12 protein-coding genes are annotated in these 13,568 nt (G+C 73.4%); 4 read left to right on the top strand and 8 right to left on the bottom strand.

Annotation, left to right across the window (positions count from 1 at the left end; all coding sequences use genetic code 11):
- Nucleotides 1-164: 164 nt before the first annotated feature.
- Nucleotides 165-1,751, top strand: a complete 1,587-nt coding sequence (locus AB0H71_RS32490) for an ATP-binding cassette domain-containing protein (RefSeq protein WP_357028902.1) — start codon at nucleotides 165-167, stop codon at nucleotides 1,749-1,751.
- Here the strand turns inward: AB0H71_RS32490 and AB0H71_RS32485 are convergent, their stop codons facing one another.
- The 3 genes from AB0H71_RS32485 to AB0H71_RS32475 form a co-directional block, all read right to left on the bottom strand.
- Complete coding sequence (locus AB0H71_RS32485; RefSeq protein WP_357028899.1) at nucleotides 1,752-4,346, bottom strand: LuxR C-terminal-related transcriptional regulator; 2,595 nt, start codon at nucleotides 4,344-4,346, stop codon at nucleotides 1,752-1,754.
- Nucleotides 4,347-4,447: 101 nt separating this feature from the next.
- Nucleotides 4,448-5,560, bottom strand: a complete 1,113-nt coding sequence (locus AB0H71_RS32480) for a catalase family protein (protein WP_357028896.1) — start codon at nucleotides 5,558-5,560, stop codon at nucleotides 4,448-4,450.
- Nucleotides 5,557-7,359: a peroxidase family protein gene (locus AB0H71_RS32475; protein WP_357028893.1), complete on the bottom strand. Its 1,803-nt coding sequence runs from the start codon at nucleotides 7,357-7,359 to the stop codon at nucleotides 5,557-5,559. Before AB0H71_RS32475 ends, AB0H71_RS32480 begins: the two co-directional genes overlap by 4 nt.
- A gap of 253 nt (nucleotides 7,360-7,612) precedes the next feature.
- Between AB0H71_RS32475 and AB0H71_RS32470 the strand changes: the two genes are divergently transcribed.
- A complete protein-coding gene (locus AB0H71_RS32470; RefSeq protein ID WP_357028890.1) occupies nucleotides 7,613-8,362 on the top strand; it encodes a hypothetical protein in 750 nt (249 codons plus the stop codon).
- Nucleotides 8,363-8,403: 41 nt separating this feature from the next.
- Here AB0H71_RS32470 and AB0H71_RS32465 read toward each other — a convergent pair whose 3' ends face one another.
- Nucleotides 8,404-9,528, bottom strand: coding sequence for an epoxide hydrolase (locus AB0H71_RS32465; protein ID WP_357028887.1), 1,125 nt, complete (start codon nucleotides 9,526-9,528; stop codon nucleotides 8,404-8,406).
- 116 nt (nucleotides 9,529-9,644) lie between these two features.
- On the opposite strand from AB0H71_RS32465, the gene AB0H71_RS32460 reads away from it, so the two are divergent.
- Together AB0H71_RS32460 and AB0H71_RS32455 are read left to right on the top strand one after the other, a co-directional pair.
- Complete coding sequence (locus tag AB0H71_RS32460; protein ID WP_357028884.1) at nucleotides 9,645-10,565, top strand: fatty acid desaturase; 921 nt, start codon at nucleotides 9,645-9,647, stop codon at nucleotides 10,563-10,565.
- Nucleotides 10,566-10,606: 41 nt separating this feature from the next.
- Nucleotides 10,607-11,179, top strand: a complete 573-nt coding sequence (locus AB0H71_RS32455; RefSeq protein ID WP_357028881.1) for a hypothetical protein — start codon at nucleotides 10,607-10,609, stop codon at nucleotides 11,177-11,179.
- 7 nt (nucleotides 11,180-11,186) lie between these two features.
- Here AB0H71_RS32455 and AB0H71_RS32450 read toward each other — a convergent pair whose 3' ends face one another.
- From AB0H71_RS32450 to AB0H71_RS32435, 4 genes are read right to left on the bottom strand one after another with little or no spacing between them, the layout of a single operon-like run.
- Nucleotides 11,187-11,786, bottom strand: a complete 600-nt coding sequence (locus AB0H71_RS32450; RefSeq protein ID WP_357028878.1) for a hypothetical protein — start codon at nucleotides 11,784-11,786, stop codon at nucleotides 11,187-11,189.
- Nucleotides 11,783-12,124, bottom strand: a complete 342-nt coding sequence (locus AB0H71_RS32445; protein WP_357028876.1) for a PEP-utilizing enzyme — start codon at nucleotides 12,122-12,124, stop codon at nucleotides 11,783-11,785. Before AB0H71_RS32445 ends, AB0H71_RS32450 begins: the two co-directional genes overlap by 4 nt.
- Nucleotides 12,125-12,155: 31 nt before the next feature.
- Entirely contained in the window at nucleotides 12,156-12,716 is a 561-nt protein-coding gene (locus AB0H71_RS32440) for a DUF1109 domain-containing protein (protein WP_357028873.1), read from the bottom strand.
- 48 nt (nucleotides 12,717-12,764) lie between these two features.
- Nucleotides 12,765-13,349 (bottom strand): TerD family protein, encoded by a 585-nt coding sequence (locus AB0H71_RS32435; protein WP_357028870.1) that lies wholly within the window; start codon nucleotides 13,347-13,349, stop codon nucleotides 12,765-12,767.
- Between the last annotated feature and the right edge of the window lie 219 nt (nucleotides 13,350-13,568).

Raw genomic sequence — 13,568 nt, 5'->3', positions numbered from 1 at the left:
TGCTCATCGAGGTCGACAGACTCGGGCCGCCCGCTCCCGGCGGGCGGCGGATCCGGTCCGTATAGGCCACCCGTAGCGGGTGGTCCGATCCGCCGTCGCCGTCGAGCTCTCGCGAATCTTCCGATCGTCGACCGCCCGTCCCCGGGCGCGAGGAGAGCACACCCATGTCTGGAATCACCCTGCGCGATCTGGCCTTCGACTGGCCGGACGGCACCGTCGCGCTGCGTCCGCTGACCGCCGTCCTCCCGGCCGGGCACACCGGCCTGGTCGGGCGCAACGGCGCAGGCAAATCCACCCTGCTGCGGCTGATCGCCGGGCTGCTGACCCCCACCGCCGGGCGGGTCGAGGCCGCGCGACCCGTCGGCTACCTGCCGCAGACCCTGACCCTCGGCACCGGCGCGACCGTGGCCGAGCTGCTCGGCATCGCGGAGACGCTGGCCGCGCTGCGCGCCATCGAGTCCGGCGACGCCGCCGAGCGGCACTTCGAGATCGTCGGCGACGACTGGGATCTGGAGGCCCGCGCCGCGCAGGCGCTGCACGAGATCGGGCTCGGTGCGGCCGGGCTGGATCGCACCGTCGGCACACTCTCCGGCGGCGAGGCGGTGCTGGTCGCGGTGACCGGGCTCCGGCTGCGCCGCACCCCGGTGACGCTGCTCGACGAGCCCACCAACAACCTGGACGGCGACACCCGCGCCGAACTGGCCCGGCTGGTCGGGGGCTGGCCCGGCACCCTGGTGGTGGTGAGCCACGACCGCGCCCTGCTGGAGCGCATGGAGTACACCGCCGAGCTGCACGACGGCAGCCTCGACGTCTTCGGCGGGCCGTACAGCGCGTGGCGGCAGCACGTCGAGCAGCGGCAGGCCGCGGCCGCCCAGGCCGCGAAGAGCGCCGCGCAGACGCTGGAGGTGGAGAAGCGGCAGCGGATCGAGGCGGAGACCAAGCTGGCCCGCCGGGAGCGCACCGGCCGCGCCACCCAGCAGCGCGGCGGCATTCCGCGCATCCTCGCCGGGAACCGCGCGAGCAAGGCGCAGAACGCGGCGTCCGCGCTGCGCGGCACCGCGGACGCCAAGGTGCGCGCCGCCGAGCAGGCGCTGGACGCCGCCGCGGCCCTGGTCCGCCGGGACGAGCACATCCACCTCGACCTGCCCGACCCCGACGTCCCCGCCGGGCGCCGCATCGCCGAGCTGCGGGACGGCGGCACCACCGTGGTGCTGCAGGGCCCGGAGCGGGTCGCGCTGGTCGGCCGGAACGGTGCGGGCAAGACCACCCTGCTCGAGCAGCTCCTCGGAATATCCAGCACTGCACAGGGTTCCGTCGAGGGCGTGCTGCACACCGATCGGGTCGGCTACCTCCCGCAGCGGCTGGACGGCCTGGACGACACCGCCAGCGCGCTCGCCACCGTGCAGGCCGTCGCCACCGGGGCGAGCACCGCCACCGTCCGCAACCGGCTGGCCCGGCTGCTGCTGCGCGGCGACAGCGTCGACCGCCCGGTGGGCACGCTCTCCGGCGGCGAGCGCTTCCGGGTCGCGCTGGCCCGGCTGCTGCTCGCCGAGCCACCCGCCCAGCTGCTCATCCTGGACGAGCCGACCAACAACCTCGATATCGCCAGCGTCGAGCAGCTGGTGGCGGCGCTCTCGGCCTATCGGGGCGCGGTGCTCGTGGTCAGCCACGACGCGGAGTTCCTCGCCGCGCTCGGCGTGCACACCGTCGTCGAGCTCACCCCGGACGGGCTGCGGGTGGAGCGCGGCTGATCAGCGCCGCACGCCGGGCCAGACCACGTCGGCGAGGTGCTCCCGGTCGGCCACGTCGAGCTTGATCGAGGCCCGGTAGATGTGCCCCTCGACGGTGCGCACCGAGACCACGAGCCGCTCGGCGATCTCCTTGTTGGAGAGCCCCTGCGCGATGTGCGCGGCGATCTCGCGCTCGCGCGGGGTGATCGGCAGCGGGCGGCTCGCGGCGGTGATGGCGGGGGTGGTGGCGCCGTCGCAGCGGGAGGAGAGCTCGGCGGCGCGGGCGGTGCAGCGCGCGCTCGGGCCGCGCCGCCCGGCCCGGTCGTGGATCGGCACCGCCTGCGCGGCGGCGTCGGCGGCCGAGAGCAGCAGCCCGGCGGCTTCGAAATCGGCGCTCACGGCGTCGAGGTCGGCGGCCCGGTTGGCGGCGACGGCCTCGGCGTGCCTGGCGTAGAGCGCGACGACCGCGCCCTGGACCTTCGGCGCCAGCTCGGCGAGGCGGGCCGCGCCGGAGCCGTCGCCGAAGCGGGCGGCGTGGTGCAGCGCCTCGGCCTCCAGCGCGAACTGCCCGGCGCCGCGGGCGATGCGGGCGGCCCTGCGGGCGAGTTCGGCGGCGGTGGCGCTGTTCTGCGGGGCGGCGGCCCAGGCGCGGGCGAGCATGCGCTGCGGTTCGTGCAGCGCCAGGTGCGCTCCGGCGTGCTCGGCGGCGTCGTCCAGGGTCTTCTCGACCTTCTCGGTGTCGCCGAGCGCGGCGTAGGCGCGGACCAGCAGCAGCCGGGCGGGGAGCTGCCAGGGCAGCGAGGTCTCGGCATTGAGCGCGGCCAGCGCCTGCTCGAAGGCGGTGATGGCCTCGCGGAAGCGGCCGCGCGCGGTGGCGACGACGCCGACCGCGATCTTGGCGATGGCCCAGCCGAGGAACTGCCCGGCGGAGAAGAACTCGTTGTACTCGGCGGCGCGGCGCTCGGCCTGGTCCAGCTCGCCGACGGTGGTCAGCGCGAGCACGTCGCAGTAGCGGACCATGACCCGGATCATGCCGTCGGTGGGTTTCTGCTCGGCCCGGCTGCGCGCCGCGATCGGCCCGAAGTCCAGACCGCGCCCGGCCACCGGCATGGCGAGCCCGGCGGCGAAGGCGGCGAAATCCACCGCCTGGCGCGGGGCGTCGGGGGACTCCAGCACCGCTTCGGCGGCGGCGATCCCCTCGGCGATCCGGTTCTCGTGCACCGCCATCGCCGCCCCGGCCGCTTCCACGATGAGCCGCAGCGCGGGGTGCTCGGCCTTGGCGCCCATGACATCGATGAGCCCGCGGCCGCCCTCCACATCGCCGAGCGACCAGAAGCGCAGGCTCGCCCGCGGCACCCCCCACTGCACGATCTGCAGCTGGTCGAGCTGCTCGGGGTCGTAGCCGGCCAGGATCTCGTCGGCGGCCTGCGGGCGGCCCTGCCAGAGCAGCGCACGCGACAGCAGCTCGGCGGCGCGCAGCTCGCCGCCGCGCTCGTGCGCGGCCCGGGCCAGCCGCTCGCCGAGCGGCAGGTTGGCCAGCGCCACCGCGTCCTTGGCGGCGGTGATGAGCAGGTCGGGGTCGATGGGGCGGTCGCTGTCCACGCAGAGCCGGGCCAGCCGGATGCGGCTGGCGGCGGTGTCGAGCGGGCGGTCGCGCAGGGCGTCCACGATGCGGCCGCAGCGGGCCCGCGCGGTGGCGGTGCCGATCTGCTGCCGCACCACCTCGCCGAGCAGCGGGTGGCTGAACCGCGCGGTGGGCGGGCTGTCGGTGCTGATCCGGATGAGTCCGGCCAGCTCGGCGGCGTCCACCGCGGCCGGGTCGGCGAGCGCGGTGAGGATATCCAGGTCCAGCGGCTCGTAGAGCGCCAGCGTCTGCAGCGCGTCCACCACCGCCGCGCCCGCCCGCTGTAGTCGCTCGTGCAGCAGCTCGACCAGCCCCGACGGCACCGCCGTCGGGCCGCGCAGCTGCCAGACCCCCTCGACCTCGGTGAGGTTGCCCGCCTCCACCGCGCCCTCGACCATGTTCCGCAGGAAGAGCGGGTTGCCACCGGAGGACTCCCAGATGACGTCGGCGCTGAGCCCCTCCAGCGTGCCCGCCAGCACCGACTCCACCAGCCGCACGCACTGGCCCTTGATCATCGGCGGCAACTCCAGCCGCTCCAGGTAGTCGTCCTTCCACAGCGAGAGCACCGCGCCGGGCACCTGCTCACCATTGCGCACGGTGGCGACGATGCGGGCGCTGCGCTCCGCGGCGATCTGGTGCAGCAGGGTGGCGGAGAGCTGGTCGAGCAGGTGCGCGTCGTCCACCCCGATCACCGGATCGTCCCCGGCGATCAGGTTCTTGCGCGCCTCGGTGAGCAGCGCCAGCGGGTCACGGGAGGCGGAGCCGTCGATCCAGGGCGCGAAGGCCCCCAGCGGAATCGCCTGCGACGACTCGGTACACACCGCCCAGCGAACCGGGACATCCAGCTCCGCGGTGACCATCCGGGCCAGCGTGGTCTTGCCGACGCCGGCATTGCCGACGAGGACGATGCCACCGGCATCGTCGCCCGTCAGCGCCGCGCGCACGATCCGGGATTCGTCGGGGCGATCGAGCAGTTGCCAGCGCTCCAGCATGGTGCTCGAGTGTAGATCCTGTTCTGCTGCACCGCGATGCGTTCGTTGCTGTGAAAACCCGGTGTGCACGTTTCACTCTGCCGCTATTCTCGGGCTACCGTTCAGCGCGGCAGCTCGGAGACGTCGCCCGGCTCCACCCGCGGCGCGTTGTTCACCTGGTGCCGGAAGTTGCTCGAGGCCTCGTAGACCCGCTGCTTGAGCCGGTTGATCGAGCCGAGCGGGCGGTGCGCGTCGAGCCCGCGCCAGGAGTTGAAGGAGAGCACGTCGTCGCCGTAGGCGCGGCGCTCCGGGGTGTACGGGTCCTGCGGCGCGAAGTGGACGGTGGCGACGGTCCGGTGCGGGGACTGCTCTTCGGGCCACGGAACGGTGGCGTCTTCGATCGGCATCCGCGCCGGGTCGGTGCAGAGCTGGGCGCGGAGTTCGTAGGTGGCGCCGTGCTGGGCGAAGAAGTCGACGATCGCGTCCTGGTGCGCGTTCACCCCCGCCTTCGGATCGATCGTGGTGCCCCGCAGCGCGGCGGCCTCCGGCGAGACCGGGACGTACTCCAGCTTCGCCACGTAGTCGCCCCAGCGCAGCGGGGCCGAGGAGTAGAAGGGCTCGCCCAGGATGTGCGTGTTCGGCGCGACGAAGACGGCCAGGTTCTGCGGCAGGTGCCTGCCGAAGCGGCCGAGCACGTGCTGGTCCACCGCGGCGAGCAGCGTGCTGCCGCGGCGCAGCAGCGGGTCCGGGATGCGGGCCAGCGCCATAGCGGTCGGCATGCCGACGGTGAGGTAGGCGTGCGCGTCGGCGAAGAGGAACTCCCGGTGCGTCACCATGATGAAGTCCTGGGTGGTGGCGGTGTCGCCGGGCAGCGCCCGCGGGCCGTGCACGCCGAGCACCTTGATGCCGAGGCCGCGGACGCCGCGCAGCTGGTCGCTGCGGATCACGCCGGAGGTGCTGGAGAGCCGGGCGATCACCGGGTAGGTGCCCGGCGTGGCGAACAACCCCTGCGCGAGCTCCGGCGCCAGGTCGGCGGGGACGGTCAGCTCGCCGCGCAGGATGCCGTGGCTCTTGGCGTGCGCGTCGCGCAGCCCGCGCTTGTAGGTGCGGTACGCGCGCTCGTTGTTGCCGCGCAGCGCCGCGATGATCCGGTCGATGATCTGCTCCTCGTCGGCGCGCGGAGTCTCCAGATCGGGGGAGTAGCGGACGTAGGTGCGCTCGGCCACGTCGGTCATCGGTCGGTGTTCCTCTCCTGGCTGTCCGCGGTGCTGCGCCACGGGGCGAAGGGGTTGGCGACACCGTCGAGAGCCGGTGCCAGCGTGGGGAAGTGGCGCAGCAGCACGCTGCGCATGTCGTTCTCGCGGATCCAGGCCATGCCGGCCTCGGTGTAGACCTCCGGGCGGAAGTCGGTGGTGAAGAAGCGGTCCGCGGCGAGCCGCCGGGAGGCCATGAGCACGAAGATCCGGAAGGCGGTGTCGCTGAAGCCGAACCCCTCCGGCTTGGTCTCGGCGTACAGCCCGACCATGAGGTCGACGTTCTCCACCTCGCCGTACACCTCGCGCAGCTCCCGCGCCCAGGCCGGGTCGTCGGTGAGCTCCTCGAAGGAGGTGGCCGGGGCGAGCCGCAGCTGCCTGCGGAACTCGTTGTACCGCGGCACGCCGCGCTCCCGCACCCGCAGGATGTCGACGGTCGCCAGGTCGAGCGGCGGGTAGCCGGGACGTCGCAGGTCCTGCAGGTGCCTGGGGTAGTTGTGCAGGGTGAGCGCGCCGGGGTTGGCGCGGCCGAAGGAGTAGAGGAGGTCGGCCATCGGGGTCTCGGTCAGCCGCTCCCGCACGTGCGCCACGCCGAGCTCGGGGAAGTCGAGCTCGCGCCCCGCGCGGTCGTCGGCGAGCGCGCGGAGGGTGAGCGTGTCCGGGATGAGCGGGTGCATGCGGTAGACCGCGACGAACTCCTCGGTGAGCGAGTACGGCACCCCGCTGTCGTCGATCGGCGCGCCGGGGATGCCGCTGAGGATCTCGCTGTCGCCGATCCGGCCGAACCGGTTCCGGAACTCCTCGCCGAGGACGCCGAACCAGTTGGCGCGCATGGCCGCGACGGTCGTCGGGTGCGCGATGAGCGCGGGCGTCCAGTCGACGGTGTGGATCTTGGCGATCAGCGCCGCGTTCACCAGCCGCGCGGTGTCGTAGAGCTGCTGGTCGGTGAGGTCGGGGTAGCGCCGGGAGAGCCGCAGGCAGATGGCATTGTGCTCGCGGGTGAAGAGCGAGTGCAGCAGCGCCAGCCCGACCCAGAAGTTGGCGGCGGTGTCGTCGCGCAGCGCCAGCTGCTCGATATCGACCGGGGGCAGCCCGTGCTCGTCCACCGCGATCATGCCGCGGTCCTTGCTGCGGATGGAGTCGGCGAACTCCGCTGTGCTGCCGTAGATCTGCGAGGCGTCCCACCAGTGCGACTGCTCGGTGGTGTAGGTGGGCGGCTCGCCGGGGAGCGCGCCGGTGCGCGGGATCGTCATGGGGTTCGCCGGCCACGGGTCGTTCGCGTCGAGCGGTACCTCGTGCGGCCGCTCGTCGTCGGCGGCGTGGCTGAGCCAGTCGTGCACCTCGAACTGGATCCAGGCCGCGGCCAGCAGGTTCAGCGTGCTCGCCGGGCGGAAGGTGTCCCTGGTCAGCAGGGTGCGGCTGACGGTGCGCGGATTGGGGTCGAGCAGCCGCTCCGCGCTCTCCGGGAAGGTGTACGCGGGCGGGAAGTTCCGGCCGAAGCGGCAGCCGACGGCGCCCGCGCCGGGATCGGCGAGGTCGTTCCAGGAGCCGTCGATCGTGCGGACGTGCGGGTTCTCCGGCTCGGGCGGGAGCTCGCCCGGGTGCGGCCCGGAACCGTAGAGGTTCTCGGCGCGGAGCCGCTCCCGCGACCCGGCCAGCACGGCAAGGCCGAGCAGCGTCGGCCGGAGCCGGGACCAGCCGACCCGGCGGTCGATCCGCTCCGCGATCCGGCCGAGCACGCGGGAGACCGCTCGTGCTCTCGTCGGCTGTGCATCGACCATCAGCGAACCTCCACACGCGGGCGCGCGCCACGCGCCGATCTCGGATTGGAAGCCCAGTCTCCGAGGGAAGAGCATCCCCGGTCATGAGTAGTGGACTACTCGAAGCCTAACGGCCGGTTTCGCGGCCGTCGCCGGAATTACCCCGGTCGAGTAGTGCGGTACTCGTGCCCGCACCGTGTCCGCCGGGTGACGCTTGGCCGCAATGGCGCCGCCGTCCCGCGGCGCCCGGAGTGCGGCAGTGAGAGGCGGCGCGGTGATCCCCCCGGTCGAGATCAAGATAAACCTCGGTACGGATGTCGACGGTGCGCTGAGCGGGCTCGGGTGCGTGGAGAGCCGGGCGGCGCGGCGGACGGTCTGGTTCGCCGAGTCCCGCGCCGACGGCCCGGACGGTGCGCTCGCGCTGCTCGGCAGCGGCATCGTGATCCGGCTGCGCAGCGGCGATCTCGACGATCTCACGGTCAAGCTGCGGCCCTGCCGCCGCTCCCAGCTCATGGGCCGCTGGGGCAGGCCGTTCACCGACACCGAGGTCGAGTACCGGGTCGAGGACGACTGGTGCGGGCAGCGCCGCGCGCTCACCGCCTCGGTGCTCGGGGTGCGCCCGCCCGGGTCGCTGGCCGAGGTGGCCCGCTCCGGCGCCGATGTGACCGGCGCGCTGAACTCCGCCCAGCGGCAGTTCCTGGTCACCTGTACCCGCCCCGGTGTCGCGCTCGACCACCTCGAGCCGGTCGGCCCGATCGCCGCCACCCGCTGGACCGGCGTCCGCCTCGGCGCGCTCGACCTCGATGTCGAGCGCTGGACCGCGGGCGGGCTCGACCTGCTCGAGCTGGCCCTGCGCATCGCCCCGATCGAGGGCGAGACGCCGCTGGAGCTGATCACCCGCGCCGCGCACGCCCAGCGCGGCTTCGAGGCCGAGGTGCGGCGGGCCGGGTTCCCGGTGCTGCGCGGGCGGACCAAGACTCAGCGCGTGCTCGCCGCCCTGGTGCGGCGGCCGATCGAGCGCTGAGACGCCGCCGGCGAGCTTCGGAGGGGGTCGCTCGCCGGCGGTCAGCGCACGGTGCCGAAGAAGGCGCGCAGGTCGCCGACGAAGAGCTCCGGCTGTTCGAAGGCGGCGAAGTGGCCGCCGCGCGGCATGTCGGTCCAGTGCGTAATGGCGTAGTTCGGCTCGCACCAGGCGCGCGGGGCGCGGCCGATCTCCTTCGGGAAGGAGGCGACCCCGGTCGGCAGCTCGACCCTGGCACCCGGGCGGAAGGCGCCGCGGGTCTCCCAGTAGAGCCGCGCCGAGGAGGCAGCGGTGCCGGTGACCCAGTACAGCGTGACGGTGCCGAGCATCTCGTCGCGGGTGAGCGCGTTCTCCGGGTGGCCGTCGCAGTCGGTCCAGGACCAGAACTTCTCCACGATCCAGGCCAGCAGCGCGACCGGGGAGTCGAGCAGGCCGTAGCCGAGCGTCTGCGGGCGGGTGGACTGCTGCTTGGCGTAGCCGGAGTCCCAGCGCCGGTAGTACGCCAGGGCTTCGAGGGCGGCGCGGTCGGCCTCCGGGTCGAGCTGGTCCGGCGGGGTCGCGATCGGCATATTCGTGTGGATGGCGGCGCAGTGCCCGGCATTGCGGCCCATCTCGGTGGTGACGGCGGCGCCCCAGTCGCCGCCCTGCGCGCCGTAGCGGTCGTAGCCGAGCCGGGTCATGAGCGTCTCCCAGGCGGCGGCGATCCGGGCGACGTTCCAGCCGGTCGCCGCCGGCTTGCCGGAGAAGCCGTAGCCCGGCAGCGAGGGGCAGACCACGTGGAAGGCGTCCGCGGCCCGGCCGCCGTGCGCGGTGGGGTCGGTGAGCGGCTCGATCACCTTCGCGAACTCCAGCACCGAGCCCGGCCAGCCGTGCGTGATGATGAGCGGGAAGGCCTCCGGGTGCGGGGAGCGGGCGTGCAGGAAGTGGATGGGCAGGCCGTCGATCTCGGTGGTGAACTGCTCGAAGCGGTTGAGCGTCGCCTCGGTGGCCCGCCAGTCGTAGCCGTCGGCCCAGTGCGCCGCGAGCTCGCGGGTGTAGCCGAGCGGGACGCCCTGGCTCCAGTCCGGGACCGTCTCCGCTTCCGGCCAGCGGGTGTCGATGATCCGGCGGCGCAGGTCGGTGAGGACGGCGTCCGGGACGTCGATCCGGAACGGGCGGAGTTCGGTCATGCCGCCATTGTCCCGGCACCGATCCGTCGCGCGCCGGTAAGCGGGGCGACGACCGTCGTAGGGGTGCTCGCCGCCCGCGCCGGGCAGGATCGGCGCGCATCGATCGGAGGCAGCAGATGGGCACGCTTCTCCCGGCCCGCGCGACGCTCGGAACCCGGCTCGGCGCGGCCGCGCTCACGCTCGGGCTCTTCCAGCTCCTCGTTCTCCCGCCGCTGCTCACCGCCACCCCGCTGTGGGGCTGGGCGCTGCTCCCGCTCGCGCTGCTCACCACCCCCTTCTGGTCGCTCATCCACGAGGCGGTGCACGGCGGGCTGCATCCGCGCCGCGACCGCAACGACCGGCTCGGCCGGGCGCTCGCCATGTGCTACGGCTCGCCGTTCGCGCTGCTCAAAGCCGGGCACCTGCTGCACCACCGGTACAGCAGGAGCCGGGAGCGGGCGGAGGTCTACGACCCGGCCCGCGCCCGCTTGGCAGCCGTCGCCACCGGCTACTACGTGCGGCTCTTCGGCGGGCTGTACCTGCTGGAGATCGGGGCGCTCCTGCTCGCGCTGCTCCCCGCCGCGGCGATCCGCGCGCTCGGCCGGGCGCTGGACGAGCCCGACAGCGTCTCCGGCCCGCTCCTCGAACGGGTCGCGCAGCCGAAGGTGCTGCGCGAGTTCCGGATCGACGCCGCCGCCGTCGTCGCCCTGCACGCCGTCGCCTTCGCCGCCTACGGCCCGCACTGGTGGATGCTCGCCCTCGCGCTCGGCGGCCGTGCGCTCATCATCTCGCTCTCCGACAACGCCTACCACTACGGCACCGACCTGGACGAGCCACTCGAGGCGCTGAACCTGCGCCTCCCGCCCCCGCTCGAACTGCTCGCGCTCGGCTTCAACCTGCACGGGCTGCACCACCGCCGCCCCGGGCTGCACTGGTACGAACTGCGCCCCGCCTTCGACGCCGAGGGCGGGGAGTGCGACACCGGCTGGTTCCGCGCGGTCGCGCGGCAGGTGCGGGGGCCGATCGCGGTGCCCGAACGATCCCCGTCGCACGAATAGCCGACTGTTCGCGGGGGTTTCGCGGGCCTAGCCTCGGAGTTATGGTCAAGCGGGTCGCGCGGGTGCTCGTGGTCGTGCTGGTGGTGTTGCTCGGCGGCAGCGTGGTCTCCGCGTGCGGGTCGTCGTCGAATACGGCGTCGAGCAGCGCGATCACCGATGTGGCCTGCGATCTGACCGGGCCGCTGGTCAAGCTGATCGCCATGGCGCTGAAGATCGCGCCGAAGAAGGCCATCGGCGATCTGCTCCTGGATCTGGCCATGATCCCGGTCTCGGCCGGGTGCAAGCACTGGATCGAGGCGCAGGATGAGCCGACCACGGCGGAGGAGTTCCTGACCGTCAGCGCGCAGGTGCCGGTGGGCTCCCGGATTCCGGCGAGCGCCGGGGTCTGCCGCCCCGGGTACGGGGAGTTCGATTCGGCGGCGGTCGATTTCGCCACCACGAGCTGCCCCTTCGGGCTCACTGTGCACAATGCCTTCCTCGCGGCGGGGGCCTCGGCGCCGGTCACGGTGCTGGCCTGGAGCCCGGTCACCGGCGGGTACTACGAGATGTCCTGTGCCGGTGACTACCCCGTGGTGTGCCGGGGTGGTCGCGAGGCCGTCGTCTACATCTACTGAGCGCCGGTCAGCGCTCGATGCCGAGGGTGGCGATGAGATCCTCGTGCAGCTCGAACCAGACCCGGTGCGCGGAGTCGCGGTCGGTGCCGGTGATCCAGGCCGGGTTGGTGGCCGCGGCGGCGAGCGCGGTGCCGAAGCGGCGGTGGTAGCCGGAGAAGCGGGCCAGGTGGGCGGTGAGGCGCTGCTCCAGCTCGCCGAGCAGGCGGGCCGGTTCGTGCAGGGCGGCGACGATGGCGTCGGCGTCGGCGGGCACCTCGCCGATGCCGAGCTCGGTGAGCTGCCAGGCGGTGCAGGTGGCGCCGACGATCTCGTTGGCGGGCAGGAAGTCCCGGTAGATGCGCTCGAAATCTGCGCGCGCGTCGGCGGCGTCCAGTTCGGCGGCGAGCTGCTCCTCCCCGTGCGCCTTGCCCGCCTCGGTGAGCGTCCAGCCGCGGTCGCCGGCGAAGGCGGCCTCGGTGACCCAGCCGCGGGCGCGGGCGTCCTCCAGGTGCTCCTCGACCACGGTCGCGGGCAGGCCGAGCAGGTCGGCCAGGCGCATCGTGGCGGCGTAGCCGGTGGTCCGCACGGCGTGCAGGACCAGCAGGTCGGGTGGGGTCTCGTGGGTCAAGGGGTGTCCTGAGCGTCGCTGACGGTTCCGGTTCCGCCGTCCACTACTACCCGATGCCCGTCGGCGAGCCGCACGGTGGCCTCCCGCGCGGCGGTGACGGCCGGGATGCCGAACTCGCGCGCCACGATCGCCGCGTGCGCCAGGATGCCGCCGGTCTCGGTGACGACCGCGGCGGCGCGGGCGAGCAGCGGGGTCCAGGCGGGCGAGGTGGCGCGGCAGACCAGGACGTCGCCCGGGTGGAAGCGGGCGAAGTCATCGAGGTCGCGGATCACCCGCACCGGCCCGGTGGCGATGCCGGGTCCGGCCGCGGTGCCGGTGAGCAGGATCGCGTCGGTCACGGTGCGATCCCAGCGCGTCGGCGGCCGGTTGTCAACCTGACGTTGACGCGTCGAAGGAGAGGACGTACCAGGAGTCGCCGGCAGCGGTGGCCGAGTACGTGAAGCCGCCCGGGGGCGGGCCGTCCGGCGCGTACGCCCAGCCGTGCGGCGGACCGTCGGCGTTCACGAAGTAGACGACGCCCTGCCGCTCCCGCGCGCTGTCGATGTCGATCGGCCCGATCTCCAGCTCGGCGCGCTCGGTCTCCGGACCGTCGAGCAGCTCGATCGCCACCCGCTCGAATTCGGAACGCAGGGCGTCGAATCCGGGCGGCGGCAGGATCACGGCAAGCACGCTCGCCGCGACCACCACCGCCGGGATCGGCGCTACCCACCACGACCAGCGCCGATCCCGCCCGACCACGTACAGCGCCCGGATCGCCCACTGCAGCAGCACCCCGGCCAGCAACACCAGCGCGATGCCCGCGCAGAGCAGCGGATCCGGGCGCGGGAACGTTCCGTACCGGGACGGCCACCAGTCGTAGCGCACGCACAGCAGCACGGTGACCGCAGCGACGGCGGCCGTGAGCAGCCGCGGGCCGGGCGGGGGGCTCACGGGGTGCACGGTGACCGGAACAGGTGCGGCCGTCCCACCGCCGGACGCTCAGCCCTGCATGGCGAAGCGGAGCAGCCCCTGCCGGTCGCCCTGCTTGATCTTGCCCTTGCGGTCGAGCACCTCGAGCTGCCAGATCGGGCCGTTGCGGAAGGCGCGGGCGATGGCGTTGGCATTGTCGGCGCCGAGCAGCGAGGGCCAGATCTCGGCGACCTGCTGGCTGCTGCCGCCGGTGGCGTCGTAGATCTTGAAGGCGACATTGTTGGCCTTCTCGAACGAACTGCCCTTCTTGAAGGCGGCGGCCACGAAGATGATGGCGTCGATGGCCGGGGGCACCTGGCCGAGCGCGACGTTCACCGTCTCGTCGTCGCCGGCGGCGGCGCCGGTCTGCTCGTCGCCGGTGTGCACGACGGAGCCGTTGCCGAGCGGGTCGAGCGAGTCCAGCCCCGCGAAGCGGACCGGCTCCGGGCCCTGCATGAGGATGGCGATGAGGTCGAGATCGACACCCTTCTTGCGGCGCGCGATCCCGAGCAGGCCGCCGGTGGCGCCCGCGCTCGGGTCCCACGACACCGCGACCCGGAGATCGGTGATTCCTGCCAGATCGGCTGCGCCGTCCTCTTTGCGAAGGGTGATCATGGGACCCACCTTAGAGGGGTTCGGGGCGGAGCGTATGTCCGATTCATCGGACGGCGAGGTCGGTCGCTTTCGCCGCGTCGAGGAGGGTTTCCTTGGTGGTGAGTTTGACGCGGGGGCGGCCCGCGGTTTTGCCCGCGGTCTTCTCCGCGGTGTCGATCGCTTTCCAGCCCGCTCGGTCGACCAGGTCGGGTTGGCGGGACTCGACCAGTTCCCGCAACG

Origin of the sequence: Nocardia sp. NPDC050697 (assembly GCF_040654395.1) — a bacterium.
GTDB lineage: Bacteria > Actinomycetota > Actinomycetes > Mycobacteriales > Mycobacteriaceae > Nocardia.
This window is presented reverse-complemented; position numbering and strand designations above follow the sequence as displayed.